14 protein-coding genes are annotated in these 14,225 nt (G+C 46.7%); all 14 read right to left on the bottom strand.

Annotated elements, in window-relative coordinates; all coding sequences use genetic code 11:
* Positions 1–6 precede the first annotated feature (6 nt).
* Complete coding sequence (locus V6668_RS17730) at positions 7–837, bottom strand: hypothetical protein (RefSeq protein ID WP_338706308.1); 831 nt, start codon at positions 835–837, stop codon at positions 7–9.
* Positions 834–1,547 carry a hypothetical protein gene (locus V6668_RS17735; protein ID WP_017688052.1) on the bottom strand — a complete coding sequence of 238 codons (714 nt, stop codon included), beginning with the start codon at positions 1,545–1,547 and terminating at the stop codon, positions 834–836. Before V6668_RS17735 ends, V6668_RS17730 begins: the two co-directional genes overlap by 4 nt.
* Before the next feature lie 75 nt (positions 1,548–1,622).
* Positions 1,623–2,642: an SAF domain-containing protein gene (locus V6668_RS17740; RefSeq protein ID WP_338706310.1), complete on the bottom strand. Its 1,020-nt coding sequence runs from the start codon at positions 2,640–2,642 to the stop codon at positions 1,623–1,625.
* Between the two features lie 24 nt (positions 2,643–2,666).
* Positions 2,667–4,145 carry a serine/threonine protein kinase gene (locus tag V6668_RS17745; protein ID WP_338706311.1) on the bottom strand — a complete coding sequence of 493 codons (1,479 nt, stop codon included), beginning with the start codon at positions 4,143–4,145 and terminating at the stop codon, positions 2,667–2,669.
* Between the two features lie 226 nt (positions 4,146–4,371).
* Positions 4,372–5,421 (bottom strand): SAM-dependent methyltransferase, encoded by a 1,050-nt coding sequence (locus V6668_RS17750; protein ID WP_338706312.1) that lies wholly within the window; start codon positions 5,419–5,421, stop codon positions 4,372–4,374.
* Between the two features lie 6 nt (positions 5,422–5,427).
* Complete coding sequence (locus V6668_RS17755; RefSeq protein WP_373461254.1) at positions 5,428–6,207, bottom strand: ABC transporter ATP-binding protein; 780 nt, start codon at positions 6,205–6,207, stop codon at positions 5,428–5,430.
* Positions 6,204–6,521, bottom strand: a complete 318-nt coding sequence (locus tag V6668_RS17760) for a thioredoxin family protein (RefSeq protein WP_036613610.1) — start codon at positions 6,519–6,521, stop codon at positions 6,204–6,206. Before V6668_RS17760 ends, V6668_RS17755 begins: the two co-directional genes overlap by 4 nt.
* Entirely contained in the window at positions 6,521–6,859 is a 339-nt protein-coding gene (locus V6668_RS17765; RefSeq protein WP_017688046.1) for a cyclic-phosphate processing receiver domain-containing protein, read from the bottom strand. The genes V6668_RS17760 and V6668_RS17765 overlap by 1 nt, the downstream gene beginning before the upstream one ends.
* Positions 6,860–6,878: 19 nt before the next feature.
* Positions 6,879–7,727 (bottom strand): deoxyribonuclease IV, encoded by an 849-nt coding sequence (locus tag V6668_RS17770; protein ID WP_338706314.1) that lies wholly within the window; start codon positions 7,725–7,727, stop codon positions 6,879–6,881.
* On the bottom strand, positions 7,717–8,538 hold the full coding sequence (locus tag V6668_RS17775) for an Fpg/Nei family DNA glycosylase (protein ID WP_091029323.1): 822 nt from the start codon (positions 8,536–8,538) through the stop codon (positions 7,717–7,719). The genes V6668_RS17770 and V6668_RS17775 overlap by 11 nt, the downstream gene beginning before the upstream one ends.
* Positions 8,539–8,544: 6 nt before the next feature.
* Positions 8,545–9,354, bottom strand: coding sequence for a TIGR01457 family HAD-type hydrolase (locus tag V6668_RS17780; protein WP_076317609.1), 810 nt, complete (start codon positions 9,352–9,354; stop codon positions 8,545–8,547).
* An 81-nt stretch (positions 9,355–9,435) separates the two neighbouring features.
* Positions 9,436–9,570 carry a hypothetical protein gene (locus V6668_RS17785; protein WP_255319801.1) on the bottom strand — a complete coding sequence of 45 codons (135 nt, stop codon included), beginning with the start codon at positions 9,568–9,570 and terminating at the stop codon, positions 9,436–9,438.
* A gap of 140 nt (positions 9,571–9,710) precedes the next feature.
* Entirely contained in the window at positions 9,711–10,649 is a 939-nt protein-coding gene (gene rnz / locus V6668_RS17790; RefSeq protein ID WP_017688042.1) for a ribonuclease Z, read from the bottom strand.
* 77 nt (positions 10,650–10,726) lie between these two features.
* Positions 10,727–14,167: a methionine synthase gene (gene metH / locus V6668_RS17795; protein ID WP_338706315.1), complete on the bottom strand. Its 3,441-nt coding sequence runs from the start codon at positions 14,165–14,167 to the stop codon at positions 10,727–10,729.
* Positions 14,168–14,225 lie beyond the last annotated feature (58 nt).

Consider the following 14,225-nt stretch of genomic DNA (forward strand, 5'->3'; position numbering starts at 1 on the left):
GGAGGTTCAGGCTCCCCTTTCCAGCCTCTTCAGAACTGTGCGCATACCTGCACCGTCCATAATCAGGCGAGCGAGTTCGCTCATGCTTGCAGCAAAACTCCCTTTACGAATATCCTTATCCTCAGTCAAACTTTCCAACTGCAAGTATCTAGCGACATCTCGCCGATTCATTGCATCCAGGTATCCGGTTGTGTACGGTATCGCAGATATCGTGCCTTTGTATCTGAACTGGCGCCGAATATTGGAAAGCGTTGCACGGGAATGCGAATCGTATTTGTTAATTACAACATGTATATTCTTATTGTTCATTCGTTCTGGCAGGATCTCTTCAAAGAACAACTCCAGATTTCGCATATTTTGATCTAGATTAATTACAACATAGTCCGCCTGTTGCAGCTTGAACTGTGAATCAACACCAGCATGATCCGCATCCAGAAGAACCAGATCATAATACTCGTTAGCTACATTTAGCAGCTTTTTCACAGTCTCACCATGTTCCTGCGGGGAACGTTCCATCTCATCAATTCTTCCGGTTAGGAAATCAAGTCTTTCCTTCAGAAGTGGCTTGGTATAATCCCTGAGATTGTGCTTATTCAGACTGCCGCTCGAATGCAGCCGTTCAATCGCATCCCAGCCACCCTCTTCAAAGGAGAACATAAAATCCGCTGAATCCGTATCTTTGGATGGTAGAGCAGCTTCTGTGCCAGTTCCTGCAAGGCCTGCATTAACAAGTAACACTCTTGTCCTGTAGTGAAGTGCCATCGCATAAGCACTAATTAATGTGCTTGAAGTGCAACCTGTTCCTGCAAAAGGGCTCCAAAAGGTAATGGTGCTCATGCTCTCATCCTCTCTGCTTCTTTCATCGCACGGCGACTGCGAACACTTTCCCAACCTGTTAACTGCTCGACCACGCGACACAACGATTTTTTGTAATTTCGTGACAGAGGTCCAAGATGAACTCGGCGATGATGCTCATTCTCAAGCTTAACCGCAGCTGTTAACTCATCCCACGGAAGCACTAAGGATTCTCCTGTCCACACAAATGGACTGCCTTCCAGATACGCCCATAGATAACGAGCTTCAAGCTTGCAGTCAACCCCGTTAATTAAGAGCCGCTGAAATGACAGCTCACCAGGTAATGACTGTTCTTCAAGCAACCGCTTCAACCAGCCCTTGCCACGTTCCAGATTGTAACGCTCATAATCACTCACCCAGACTCTTACATCAGCGGTTAGCCAGAGATTACGTGAAGCAAAATGCGAGGTCTCCATGTCATATAACACATAGTCATAACTATCCAATCGCTCGCCATTTACTTCAAGATGATTCTCTACTGCTGCTGAAGTAACAAAATGACAAGCGATATCAAATCCTTCAAATTCCGTAATTCGCAAAGACTGCTGACTGTCACCTACACCGTACCCATACTTCTGCTGTAAGGTTCCATCTACGAGCAAAACCTTGTTGCCTGTCGAAGCCAGTATCTTGCAAAGATATAACATCAGATCATTCTTCTCACATAAACCCGCAAAGATCCATGTATGCATAGATGTTACAACTCCTTTCTTTTTCTTAAACTCCCTGTTATCTGAATTATTCTAAATTAAACCTCGGATTTCGCTCTATTCTCCACCCGTTAGCAAGCTCTGTTGTTCTGTTTGTGAAGCATCAGTAGGATCATTTACGCTTCCAGAATTAGCTCCTGCTCCGTTTCCTGAACCATCATTCCACATTACTCCATCCGACGTTGCCGGATTATTTGATGATGGACGACTGTTATATGTAACTGAGGATTGTGCCACATCCTGTTCAACCCCTTTTGACGGTGCTGTCATGGAGGCGGCCAGTGAACTTTCAAGCGAACTTCGCACCTGTCTGGATAACTCCTGCTCGGCTCGTCGAACAATATTCGGATCACTCTCCAGCAGTTTTAACACTTCTGAATTGGCAGGATACGTCGCGATTGCAGGTGTCTGAAACTGTGGTTCTACATAGGTTAAGGCATAGATTGAAGCTTTATGTAAATAGGCATCTACAATTGCACTTGAGAGTGACAGAATTTCTTCCTCCGTCATCGTAATCCATAAGGTAGCTGCATTGAGTCGTTCCACTTTTTTCTTCGATAAGAGAACATAGTCTTGTCCGGTAGGGAATTGAATACGAACATCAATAATATCTCCCTTAACAAGTGAGGACGGCAGTAATACAACTTGCAGCTCTCGATTTCTTAAATCGGGAGGAGCCGGTACATCCTCATACACCATCTCGGTGGTAATGGCTGTTCCTTTTTTCAACTCTATTTTGGCCACTTGGCCTTCCATCTGCTTGGTACTGGACCAGAGGTTTCGCGGTGCTTGTGCATCCGGAACAGCAATGAGCTTCAGATCCTCCGGTAATATCGGTTCACCTGCTTCAATATCCCGAATCGTAACCCATCCTTGTGCTCCCGAATCCCATTGTTGCTTTAATTCAGCTTCCTTTTCCTCATATGCCGATAAATAACGGGCTTCTACAGCTGACCTGACATCCCCCATCGTTTTGACATTGTAAATAACATATCCTCCAAACACCAACCCTACAGCTCCTGCTCCGATAAGTCCGGCATAGATCAGTTGACGGCTTTGTTTTCTTAATTTAGACAAAAGAGGCTCTCCTTTCGTAATCTTCTAATCATGTACTTTCCTTCTTGAAAAGAATGAACGTTTCTTGGGCTGCTGTGCCATCATATGCGTTAAAATATGAGAAAACACTTTATCCATCTGTGCGTCCTTGTCAAAAGGATCAATATGTAACGGCAGACCATATACACTCGATGTATCCAGAGCTTTACGAATGCGCTGAACAGCCTCACTTGCTGCCAGGGGCAGACAATATATCCATTTCTCTCGTGGATACCGATGATGTGATCGAACAAAAGCACCAATCTCCGCCTGTCTCCATTCGGCACCTGAGCCTATAACAATAGGTAGATCTGCACGCAGGAATTCTTCCAGCCGGTTCTGATCCTGACCACTACCGAGATCCATCACGATGAACTGATAACTCCCCCCAAGCAAAGACAAAATATCCGCTCGCCCGGATTGTTTCCAATAATGCACACCATCGACTGCAAACTGTCTGCCTGCCGGCACCGGTTTACCCGCTTGAGCGATTTGTTGAATCCTTGCAAAGGATTGAGAGCGAGGTGACATTTCAATCACAGCTACTTTGAAGTTTTGCCTTTCGAGATAATGACTGATAGCTATAGCCGTATGGGTAACCCCTACACCAGATGAAGCACCAGTCAGGGCAATAACTCTTGTTCCCCCATTCAAGGTCATCGTTGTATCTCCACCAGGCGTTGTTCCGCCGGGTATTCGGAGCAGTTCCTTCCGCACCTCATCGGCAGATTGGAATCGCTCTTCGGCATTATACCTTAACAGTCTTCTCGCCACAGGGATGTATGTCCGCGGAACATCACTCCGGATAGAGCTTTCCACACCCTGAATCCATTCCGTATACGCACCACTTGTCATAAGATACAGTAGCAATGCTCCGAGTCCATATAGATCTGAACGCGCATCGGTCTGACCCGAGCCATATTGTTCTGGAGCGGCAAAACCAGCGGTTCCCAACTTAACGGTATCTTCAGAACTTTGCGGTTTGTAACTTCTGGCGATGCCAAAATCAATTAATCTTACTTCATGTTCCGGCGTGATCATGATGTTTGATGGTTTCAGATCCCTATAGATCACAGGTGGATTCAGATTATGCAGATAACTCAACACATCCAGCAATTGAAGTACAAGCTCCGTCAACTGCTCCATCGGGATCTTCCCACGACACTGCTTGAAATACTCACTGAGCGTTAACCCGTCGATGTATTCCATCACCAAGTACGTGTACCCATCTTCATCCGGGACAAAAAAATCAACAATTTGCGGCAATCTTGGATGGCGAAGTGATGTCAGAAGAGCGGCCTCCGTCTCCATACTGCCTTCATATGGCATAATCGTTACGCTTTCTTTAATTGCCCATATCTTGCCCGGCAACTTCAGATCCTCCGCCTCGTATACATGGCTCATTCCGCCTGTTCCCAGAATGGATACGATACGATATCTACCTCCCAGCAGGCTTCCGCGTTCCAGCCTGGCCGGATGTCTCATACCAATTCCTCCTTCAATACACAACAAAAAAGGGAAAGCTTCACCGAAGAAGAACAGACCGGATATCCGGTTTTGTTCGCTTCGGGATGCTTTCCCTCAGGTTTGTTATGGTTAATATTGGTATCATTATAGTACAGGCAGGAACAGATTGTAAAGCACAAAATTTGATGAGCTTATCGAATCAATTTCATAATACCTTAAGCTGCTTTAATCAAGGCTAGATCTCTTAATATTTGACCATATAAAGTGTAATCTCTTCCCGGTTGTGAAACAGCTGCTTGGAACGTTGAATTTGCATACGCGAACGCTCAAACGTATCGATGACATCTTTAATCATTGCCAACGGTTTTTTATGCAATAACTTCACGGTAACGATCGCTGTTCCTCCGGGTTGCAGGCTATATAGAAGATCCGATACAAGTCGGCTCATCAGCTTCGGACTCCAACTCATATCACATACGAGCAGGTCGAATTCTCCTTCGCGGAAGCGCACATCCCCTGCATTCTTTTTCAAGAAAGTCAGTTTGGGTGATGCCAGCAGCGTTGCATCCATCTTCGCCGGATCTACCGCCGTTACTTCAAGCCCGCGTTCAAGCAGGAACGAGGTCCATCCACCTGGTGCAGCCCCGATATCAAGTGCTTTATGAAATGAAGTAAAGTCAATGCCAAACGTTTGCTCGGCTTCAAGCAATTTGAACTTAGCACGCGAGATCTGCCCATCTTCTTTTTGAAAACGTACGGCCCCCCCGCTCCAGTCTGACAGGTTCTGTTCAGGTCTGGATACGCCAGCATACAACATATCATTCGCAGCAAATACGGAAATGACATATTCAGCATCACGTACAACCCATTCACAGCCTAGCTCATCCAGCTTTTCAGTTAGCAGTTGCTTCAATGAGGCTGCATTTTCTTGCCAAAAGGCCCCTTCTGTCTTCCGTACCTGTAGCACGACAGAGGCACCGTTCAATTCCTTATGATTCAACACAAATGCAATCAATTTCTCAATAGACTGCTCCGAGTCTTCTGTATTCTCCTGAAACTGAACAGGTTGAATATGACGTAAAAACGTTGGATACTCTGCCCACAACTTATCTGCAACTTCTTCCTCCGCTACAGGCAGACCCGCAAGCAATATTTCTCCTGGTACGAGTACCGTGCTCTTCACCGCACCAAACGTACGGCGCAACTCTTCCTGAGCATAAGGGGCAAAGCCATGATTGGCCGTGCAGATAAAACGGGAGAAGTTGCCTTCTTCCCAAGACGATTGTGTACTCAAATTGTGTTACCCTCCAGAACGTACGCGTATCCACGGACGACCATTATCCCACTGGATATCGACCGGAACATCGTACGTATGCTTAATTGTATCTTGTGTCAAAACTTCATGTTTGGGGCCGGCTGCCGCAATACGTCCATCGCGGATCAAGGCCACATGTGTAAATAAAGGTACGATCTCTTCAACATGATGTGTTACATACACAACTGTAATGTTACGCTGGCGCAGACGATCAATTTCAGCCAGCATTTTCTCACGTTCATATAAATCTAGGCCGGCACAAGGCTCGTCCATAATCAACAATTTTGGCTCGGCCATTAATGAACGAGCGAGCATGACTTTTTTGCGCTCCCCTTGGGATAACGTTCCAAGCGGGTTGTTAGCCAGGTTGGCAAAACCCATGTCATCCAGCAAACTCATTGCCTTTGCTTTTACTTCATCCGGAATTGTCTGATAAAAACGCAAAAAAGCATAAGCTCCTGTAGCGACGACCTCCCATACCGGATCTCTGGGTGTGAGTTTCTCAATCAACGTTTGGCTGATATAACCGATTTCCTTACGTACTTCCCTGACGTCACATTGTCCATACAAATTACCGAGTACTTCAATACGTCCCTGGCTTGGAAACATATATCCGTTCATCATTTCCAATAACGTTGTTTTGCCAGAACCATTCCGACCCAAAATAACCCAATGTTCGCCTTGTTCGATGCGCAAATGTACGTCATCCAAGATTTGATTCTCTTCTCGTCTAAGTGAGACATGTTCCATCGAGATTATACTCATTTCAGCACCGCCTTCCGGATCTCCGAGAGCAGATGCTCCACAGAGCTCATCCGATAAACCATTTTTGGAACATCTTGCTGGCCGTCAAATAGCATCACTGCTGGAACGCTTGAAATTTTAAATTGTTGTACAAGTTCAGGAATGTCATGAATGTTCATTTCCAATAAAATACCTTCTGGCAGCATATGCTCTACTACCTCTAACATACGGCGGGCTGCCGCACATGTCCCACATAAAGGGGTATATATAAATACAGCCTGTGGCATGCCTTCCCATACACTGCGCATTAACATTTTGGATGTAATTGGCTTCATTAACTTTCTTCTCCCGCGGCAACACGCAGCATGACCTCACCCGTCATTGGCCCATTATGAATGGTTACCGAATCCGGTTTATTGCTATATAACATCTCGTACATCTGGCGTTTCCCAAACATACTGGACGTATGCAAATAGATCTCACGCGGAAATAAACCTTCTCGTACAATGGATGCCGCGACCTCACCGCCATTAGGCGAATCCGGACCAAGCTCATAATCCAGAGACAAAATGTCCACGTCACCTTCTCTTAGCAGCATCAGGCACTCTTCAGCATTCGTTGCCAGAACAAATCCTTTCGGACATGCCCGATAGTCATCCAAAAAAACATGCATACAATCGCTCCTCTCCCCATTATAACCAGGAACGCATGAGCGCTATATCATCACGGTGCGTTCCATCTTCGCCCGTTTCTGTCTCGAGCACAACAACCGCATTTTGGAACTCAGGCGCCTTTAACAATGCTTTCATTGATTCATTTCCGATATATCCCTGTCCGATCCTCGCATGTCTATCCTTACACAAACCAGACGCATATTTGGAATCATTAAAATGGACAGCAGCAACATTATCCCAATACCCGAGCACCCTGCCCTTATCGAGCATCGCCGCTTCGTTGCCTGACGACCACAAACCTGAAGCAAAAGCATGGCATGTGTCAAAACAAAAAGCAATATGCTCCGGATATCGGCTTAATTTGCGAATCTGTATCATTTCTTCCATTGTCGTGCCCATCGGGCCATGATCACCTGCCTGATTTTCAATCAGCACCTTTGAATGTCCATTCCAATTCTCCAAGGCGGTATCCAGACAATGAATGAGGTTCTGATAACCCTCCAGCGGATCGTTTGTTTTGATATGTCCAAAATGGACCACCGTCCCAACAGAACCGCAAGCATTCGAAATTTCAAGATCATTGCGAATAGAAGCTATTGTAGCATGAAACCCCGCCTCTCCACGGGTCATGCCCAACGCCGGATTCGTGGGATAGGGTGAATGTGCAATCGATGCAAGTCCCTGCTGTTCACACCAATCCCTGCACTGCTCAGCATCCTTGAGATCCAGACTTTTCAGGCCAAGACTACGCGGGTTCTTCGGAAAATATTGAAACGCCGTTGCCCCCATCACATGTGCTCTCTTGGCTGCCTGAAGAAATCCGCCTCTGGTGCTGACATGTGCCCCGATTCCGGTATTAGGCCTCATGCTGGCATTTCGGACAGAAGAATGCCTTCTTGCCCGTAATTTCCACTCGTTCAATTGTTCCCCCGCAGCGCGGACAAGTCTCGCCTTCCCGATCGTATACACGACATTGCTCGTCAAAACTTCCTGTCTTCGTATCCCCTTGCATCAGCGGCATTTCCATATAACCGCCCTCAGAAGCTGCTTCGCGCAACACGGACTGCATCGAATGGAACAAACGCTCCGTCAACTCTGGTGAAGTCGCGATGTTCTGCGTTTTGGAGCTTGGTCTCAGACCAGCAGCAAAAGCAATCTCATCCGAATAACAGTTGCCAATCCCTGCAATGATATGCTGGTTTACCAATGTTGTCTTGAGCGTACCCCGCCGACCTTTCAAAAGAGAAGCAAAACGTTCCACATTCATCCGTCGATCCAAGGGTTCAGGTCCAAGATCGGACATCGCCTCTTCGGTTTCTTTCGAAGTAAGCAGATGTAAATAACCCAAGCGTAGTCCGATAAAGAATAAAATGTGATCGCCAAACTGAATTTCCACTTGTGTGGAACGATCAGGACGTTCTTCTTCCGTGCCCCAGAAAATCATACCGCCCAACATGAGGTGCAGCACCAGACGTTTGCCATTAGCCAAGTGGAAAATCAGATGCTTCGCTCGGCGTTCAACAAATATAATGCGATTACCTGTAAGTTCATTGATAAACAGATCAGGCTCCGTATTTATCGTTTTATCGCGGTTAATTACCACACCTGTAATCAGTAGATCAAGTATTTTCTCGGACAGCAAGGTCCGGTAATTTTCCATTTCCGGTAGTTCCGGCATCGTACATTACCCCTTTTTGGAAGCTTGGTCTGCCTCTTGCGACAGCCACTCCATCAATTTATGCAAATCTTCAAACACATGATCAGGTCGAGCCTTCGCTGCTTGAATGTGTCCATCCATATTATCCCGTGTTGTCACACCGGTAAGTACCAACAGCGTCTCACACCCTGCTGCCACTCCAGCTGCAATATCGGTTCGCATATTATCTCCGATCACTGCCACTTCATGAGACGCCAGGTTTAGCCGGCTAATGGCTGACTTCATTATAACACTCGATGGCTTGCCAATAACGGTAGGATGAACTCCGGTTGCTGCTTCAATTGCTGCTCCAATAGTTCCCGCCCCAGGTGTCAGTCCATCATCGGAAGGAAGCTGCAGATCCGGGTTGGTCATGATGAATTTTGATCCCGCATTAATCCACCTTAGCGCCTTGGTCAGTTTATGATAGGAAAATTCACGATCAATCCCCTGTATGACGTAATCTGGTGCATCTTCCGTCAGCTGTAGTCCTGCTTCTTCTATGGCTTGCAGCAGTCCTGCTTCTCCAATACATGCCACTTTTGCACCCGGGGACTCTTCAGCAACATATTCAGCAGCCGCCACAGCAGAAGTACATACTTGAGACGCGTCGGCAGGTATGCCCATCCCGTTCAGATGATCTGCCACACCTTGTGGTGTACGGGAAGAATTATTTGTTACGAATAAATACGGCTTTCCTAGCTCTTGCAGTGTTCGAATAAGCTGATCGGCTCCTTCGATACGATGTCTGCCATGATAGAGCGTACCATCCAAGTCAATCAGATAGGCCTTAATCACACACAGCACTTCCTTTCTTCATTCCATTAACGTTTCATGTCCTTAATCATTTACCTCGAACTTGACCGCGAACCTATGTATTCAGGCAAAAAATAATGGCTTGCTGGCATATGCACGCAACAAGTCGAACCGGATCGAACACCGACGGTTTAACTCGCGCGTCTTCTGTACAAGCTTGTCATTTCCTGCGCTTTCCCGGAAAATAATTTGAATCATTTCCCTCTTCATATTGCCCATCCTACACGCTTTCTGACCAGATTGCAAAAGGGACCGCGGGAGTTCCTCTCCCTCAGTCCCGTGCAATTACCCGGATCTTTATATGACGTGTTTAGCCGTGCACTGGTTCGCAATCAGGGTTAAGATTCTTGCTTGCGATGCACAACAGGAATAAGCTGGTGTTCGTTTGCAAGTCTGGTATTCGGGAATACGGACTGCGCCTCTTCCAAAAGTGGCTGAAGTTGATCCTCATCCTTATAGCGTGAACTGAAGTGAGTCATGATTAGTTGCCCTACATTGGCTGCTCTAGCCGCTTCTGCCGCTTGCTTAGAAGTACTATGATAGTACTCATGCGCTGTATCGGCCAGATCATGCATGAATGTAGCTTCATGTACAAGTACATCTGCATTGATGGAAAGTGGCTGTACGTTGTCACATGGACGTGTATCACCCAATATGGTGATCACCATACCTCGTTTTGGCGCTCCCAATACATCTTCTGGACGAAGCGAATCACCGTTATCCAGCGTAATGGTTTCTCCACGTTTCAGGCGGCCGAACAATGGGCCTGGTTTCAGACCATATTCCGCCAGTTTGGCTGGGTCCAGGCTTCCTGGACGATCTTTTTCCGTGATCCGGTATCCATAACTGTCAATCCGATGCTCAAGCAAAGCAGCTTCCACGATAAAACTGTCATCCTCGAACAGGACGCCGCCCGTATGTTCCACGATATTCAGATCATAGTTAACCCGGGATTGGCTCAGCTCCATTGTTGTACTGATCATTCGTTCCGTACCTGGCGGACCATATACGGTTAATGGTGTGGTGCCACCTTGATAGGCTCTGCTTGAAAGCAGTCCTGGAAGTCCAAATACATGATCACCATGCAGGTGAGTAATGAATATTTTCTCCAATTTGCTCAGTTTAAGCGGAGAACTTAAAATCTGGTGCTGCGTTCCTTCCCCGCAGTCAAACAACCACAAAGCTCTGCGCTCATCCAACATGCGTAGCCCAATGGAAGTTACATTCCGTTGAAGCGTAGGTACACCAGCATTAGTTCCCAGGAAATATAGTTCCATTCTGGATCGCACCTCTTTCTGTTGCCAGCAAAAAACCTCCGACAATGCGGAGGGCTTTGCCTGACACTCTACTGAATTTATGCCTTCTCTACATTAAAATACTTAGCTTGCGGATGGCTGAATACCATCGCTGATACGGAAGCTTCAGGTTCCATCATGAAACCTTCCGTCAATTCCACACCGATATCCTCAGGCTGTAGTAACTTGAACAGCGGCCCTTGGTCTTCCAGATCCGGACAAGCCGGATATCCAAAAGATACTCTGATCCCTTGATAACGTGCACCGTGACGTTGCTTCATGGTCATCTGGGCAGAATCCGGGAATCCCCATATATCTCTCATCATATGATGCACACGTTCAGCTAATCCCTCTGCTACTTCAAGCGCTACGGATTGTAGAGCATGCGAGCGAAGGTAATCCCCTTGATCTTTCCACGCCGTGGATAGTTCACGCACACCGTGTCCGGCCGTAACTACCATGAAACCAACGTAATCCATCTGACCGGATTCAACAGGTTTCAGGAAGTCGGACAGGCACAGGAACGGCTCGACTTTTTGACGTGGGAACGTAAATGTATGCAAAATATTACTGGTGTCCTTTGGATCATAGATAATGACGCTATTACCACTGGACTGAGCCGGGAAGAAACGATACATGGCATGCGCCTGAATAATCCCGTCACGAACAGCCTCTTGCATGATATCATCCACGACTGCTTTCAGATCGGTAGCCTTCTTATCACCTGAAGCAATCAGTTGTTCTACTGAACCGCGCAACCCCAGATGATGTCCAAGCAACATCTGCATGTTCACGTATGGCAGGATATGTGATAAAGGATAGTTACGCATCGTATGCCGCTCCAGATCAGGCGGGACAAGTACCGGATGATCTACAGCAATATCCGAACGCTCCACTCGCGTAAGCTCTGGAAGAGCCTGAACAGCTACAGCACTTGAAGCATCAGCTTCTTTTTCTGCTTCCATCTCCAGTTGCATCACTTCACGTGAAACGGGATTCATCAATTTGTTCGCCAGATCCAGACCGTCCATCGCATCTTTCGCATATACAACCATTCCGTTATATTCAGGACGAATACGATTTTTGGTGAATTTACGTGTTAGCGCCGCTCCGCCAACCATAATAGGCACATCAATACCTGCTGTTCGCAAATCCTGAGCGGTAAGAATCATCTGTTGCGCTGATTTTACCAATAGACCCGAGAGGCCGATTGCATCGACTTTTTCTTCTCGGTATGCCTCAATGATACGTTCTGGTGGTACTTTTATACCCAAATTAATGATCCGGTAACCGTTATTGGACAGGATGATCTCAACCAGATTCTTCCCGATGTCATGCACATCGCCCTTGACCGTGGCGAGAATGATCTTGCCTTTAACCGAAGTCTCGTTCTTCTCCATGAATTGCTCCAGATATGCTACAGAAGCCTTCATAACCTCCGCACTCTGCAACACCTCAGCTACAATCAACTCATTGTTGTTAAAGAGACGACCTACTTCCTCCATCCCACGCATCAGTGGACCGTTAATCACTTGAAGTGCTGTGTATTTGGCAAGTGCCTGCTCCAGATCCGGCAGCAATCCTTCTTTGCTTCCTTCCACAACATATGCAGCGAGACGCTCTTCTAATGAAAGGTTTGAGATTTTTTCCTTCTTCTCAACCTTCTTGTTACGGAACGCCGCTACGAACGCCGCCAGAGTTTCATCATTCGTGTTATATAAAAGCTCTTCGGAGAGTCTGCGTTCTTCTTCAGGAATGGAGGCATAACGCTCCAGTTTCTCTGTGTTCACGATCGCATAGTCAAGACCTGCTTTGGTACATTCATATAAGAATACTGAGTTCAGCACCTCACGGCCCGCTTCAGGCAATCCGAATGAAATGTTACTAATCCCGAGGATCGTATGACATTCTGGCATCGCTTCCTTAATCACTCTTATACCTTCAATGGTTTCTTTGGCTGAACCGATGTACTGTTCATCTCCCGTACCTACCGGGAACACCAACGTATCGAAAATGAGGTCTTCTGGTTTGAGACCATATTTGTTCACCAGCAGATCGTAAGAGCGCTTGGCTACGTCAAGCTTGTCTTCCCGACTAATCGCCTGACCCCGTTCGTCAATCGTTCCGACAACTACTGCACCACCATATTTATGAAGCAACGGTGTAATCAGCTCAAATTTCTCTTCGCCATCCTCAAGGTTAATAGAGTTAATTATCGCTTTACCTTGTGAGTACTGGAGGGCCAGATCAATTACTGAAGCATCTGTCGTATCGATCATGAGAGGAACCTTCACTTTTTTTACAACCAATTCAAGGAACTTCACCATGTCTTCAGACTCTTCACGGTCTGGGTCTTGTACACACACATCGACAATGTGCGCTCCATTTTTCACTTGAGCACGTGCAATTTCCGAGGCTTCTTCATATTTTCCTTCTACAATGAGGCGTTTGAATTTCCGTGATCCCAGCACATTTGTACGCTCTCCGACCATATATGGGCGATTGTCCTGTTCGATGTAGATCGGTTCTATACCAGACAATGCCGGTGGATGTGTTCCGTTCATTTCTCTTGGGGGGTACTGGGCAAGTGTATCGCGCATCGCCCGAATATGTGCAGGGGTTGTCCCGCAACATCCACCAGCGATATTCAACCAGCCCTGTTCGGCAAAAGCACCAATCTTCTGAGCAAGCGAGTCAGGTGACTCATGGTAATTACCATTCTCATCCGGAAGACCCGCGTTCGGGTAACAACTAACGGCAACCGATGCCATAGCGGAAAGTGAGCGAATGTGATCACGCATGAACTCTGGACCCGTAGCACAGTTTAGTCCTACCGAAATTGGGTTAAGGTGTTCTAAGGATATATAAAAGGATTCGATGTTCTGACCTGCAAGGGTCGTTCCCATCGGTTCTATCGTTCCTGATATCATCAGGGGCAGTGTAACACCACTCTGTTCGAAGGCCTGCTGAATTCCAATGCTGCCTGCTTTTACATTGAGGGTATCCTGTGAGGTTTCGAGTAGTAGCGCATCAACGCCTCCCTCTATTAAAGCAAGCGCTTGCTCCAAATAACTGTCGATAAGTTCCTGGAACGTTACTCCCCCAGTTACAGACAGTGTTTTGGTAGTTGGTCCCATCGCACCTACCACATAACGTGGAGATTCCGGTGTAGAGAAACGATCAACCGCAGCTTTCGCAATTCTGGCTGCTTCCAGGTTGATCTCGCGTGCCCGATCCTGAATATCGTACTCAGCAAGCACAACGGATGTGGCACCAAATGTATTGGTTTCAATTAAATCAGCGCCCGCCTCCAGATATTCTTCATGAATGCGCTGGATCAGTTCTGGACGAGTAAGCACTAACATTTCATTACATCCATCCAGATCTTCGCCGCCAAAATCTTCGCCAGTCAGATCAACTTGTTGAATCATGGTCCCCATTGCACCGTCGAGGATTAATATTCGTTGTTTTAATGCATCGTGTAGACTAATCTTATCCAATATCTTCACCCCCGCAAAACGTTAGATCTTAGTTTAACAGAAACTAACTTAATGTGAA

The organism is Paenibacillus amylolyticus (assembly GCF_036894225.1).
GTDB lineage: Bacteria > Bacillota > Bacilli > Paenibacillales > Paenibacillaceae > Paenibacillus > Paenibacillus amylolyticus.

What these genes read in the sequence shown, in the direction of transcription:
- V6668_RS17730 (WP_338706308.1), bottom strand. Translation starts at nt 837, where the DNA reads ATGAGCACCATTACCTTTTGGAGCCCTTTTGCAGGAACAGGTTGCACT.
- V6668_RS17735 (WP_017688052.1), bottom strand. Translation starts at nt 1,547, where the DNA reads ATGCATACATGGATCTTTGCGGGTTTATGTGAGAAGAATGATCTGATG.
- V6668_RS17745 (WP_338706311.1), bottom strand. Translation starts at nt 4,145, where the DNA reads ATGAGACATCCGGCCAGGCTGGAACGCGGAAGCCTGCTGGGAGGTAGA.
- V6668_RS17755 (WP_373461254.1), bottom strand. Translation starts at nt 6,207, where the DNA reads ATGAGTATAATCTCGATGGAACATGTCTCACTTAGACGAGAAGAGAAT.
- V6668_RS17760 (WP_036613610.1), bottom strand. Translation starts at nt 6,521, where the DNA reads ATGAAGCCAATTACATCCAAAATGTTAATGCGCAGTGTATGGGAAGGC.
- V6668_RS17765 (WP_017688046.1), bottom strand. Translation starts at nt 6,859, where the DNA reads ATGCATGTTTTTTTGGATGACTATCGGGCATGTCCGAAAGGATTTGTT.
- V6668_RS17770 (WP_338706314.1), bottom strand. Translation starts at nt 7,727, where the DNA reads ATGAGGCCTAATACCGGAATCGGGGCACATGTCAGCACCAGAGGCGGA.
- V6668_RS17775 (WP_091029323.1), bottom strand. Translation starts at nt 8,538, where the DNA reads ATGCCGGAACTACCGGAAATGGAAAATTACCGGACCTTGCTGTCCGAG.
- V6668_RS17785 (WP_255319801.1), bottom strand. Translation starts at nt 9,570, where the DNA reads ATGATTCAAATTATTTTCCGGGAAAGCGCAGGAAATGACAAGCTTGTA.
- rnz (WP_017688042.1), bottom strand. Translation starts at nt 10,649, where the DNA reads ATGGAACTATATTTCCTGGGAACTAATGCTGGTGTACCTACGCTTCAA.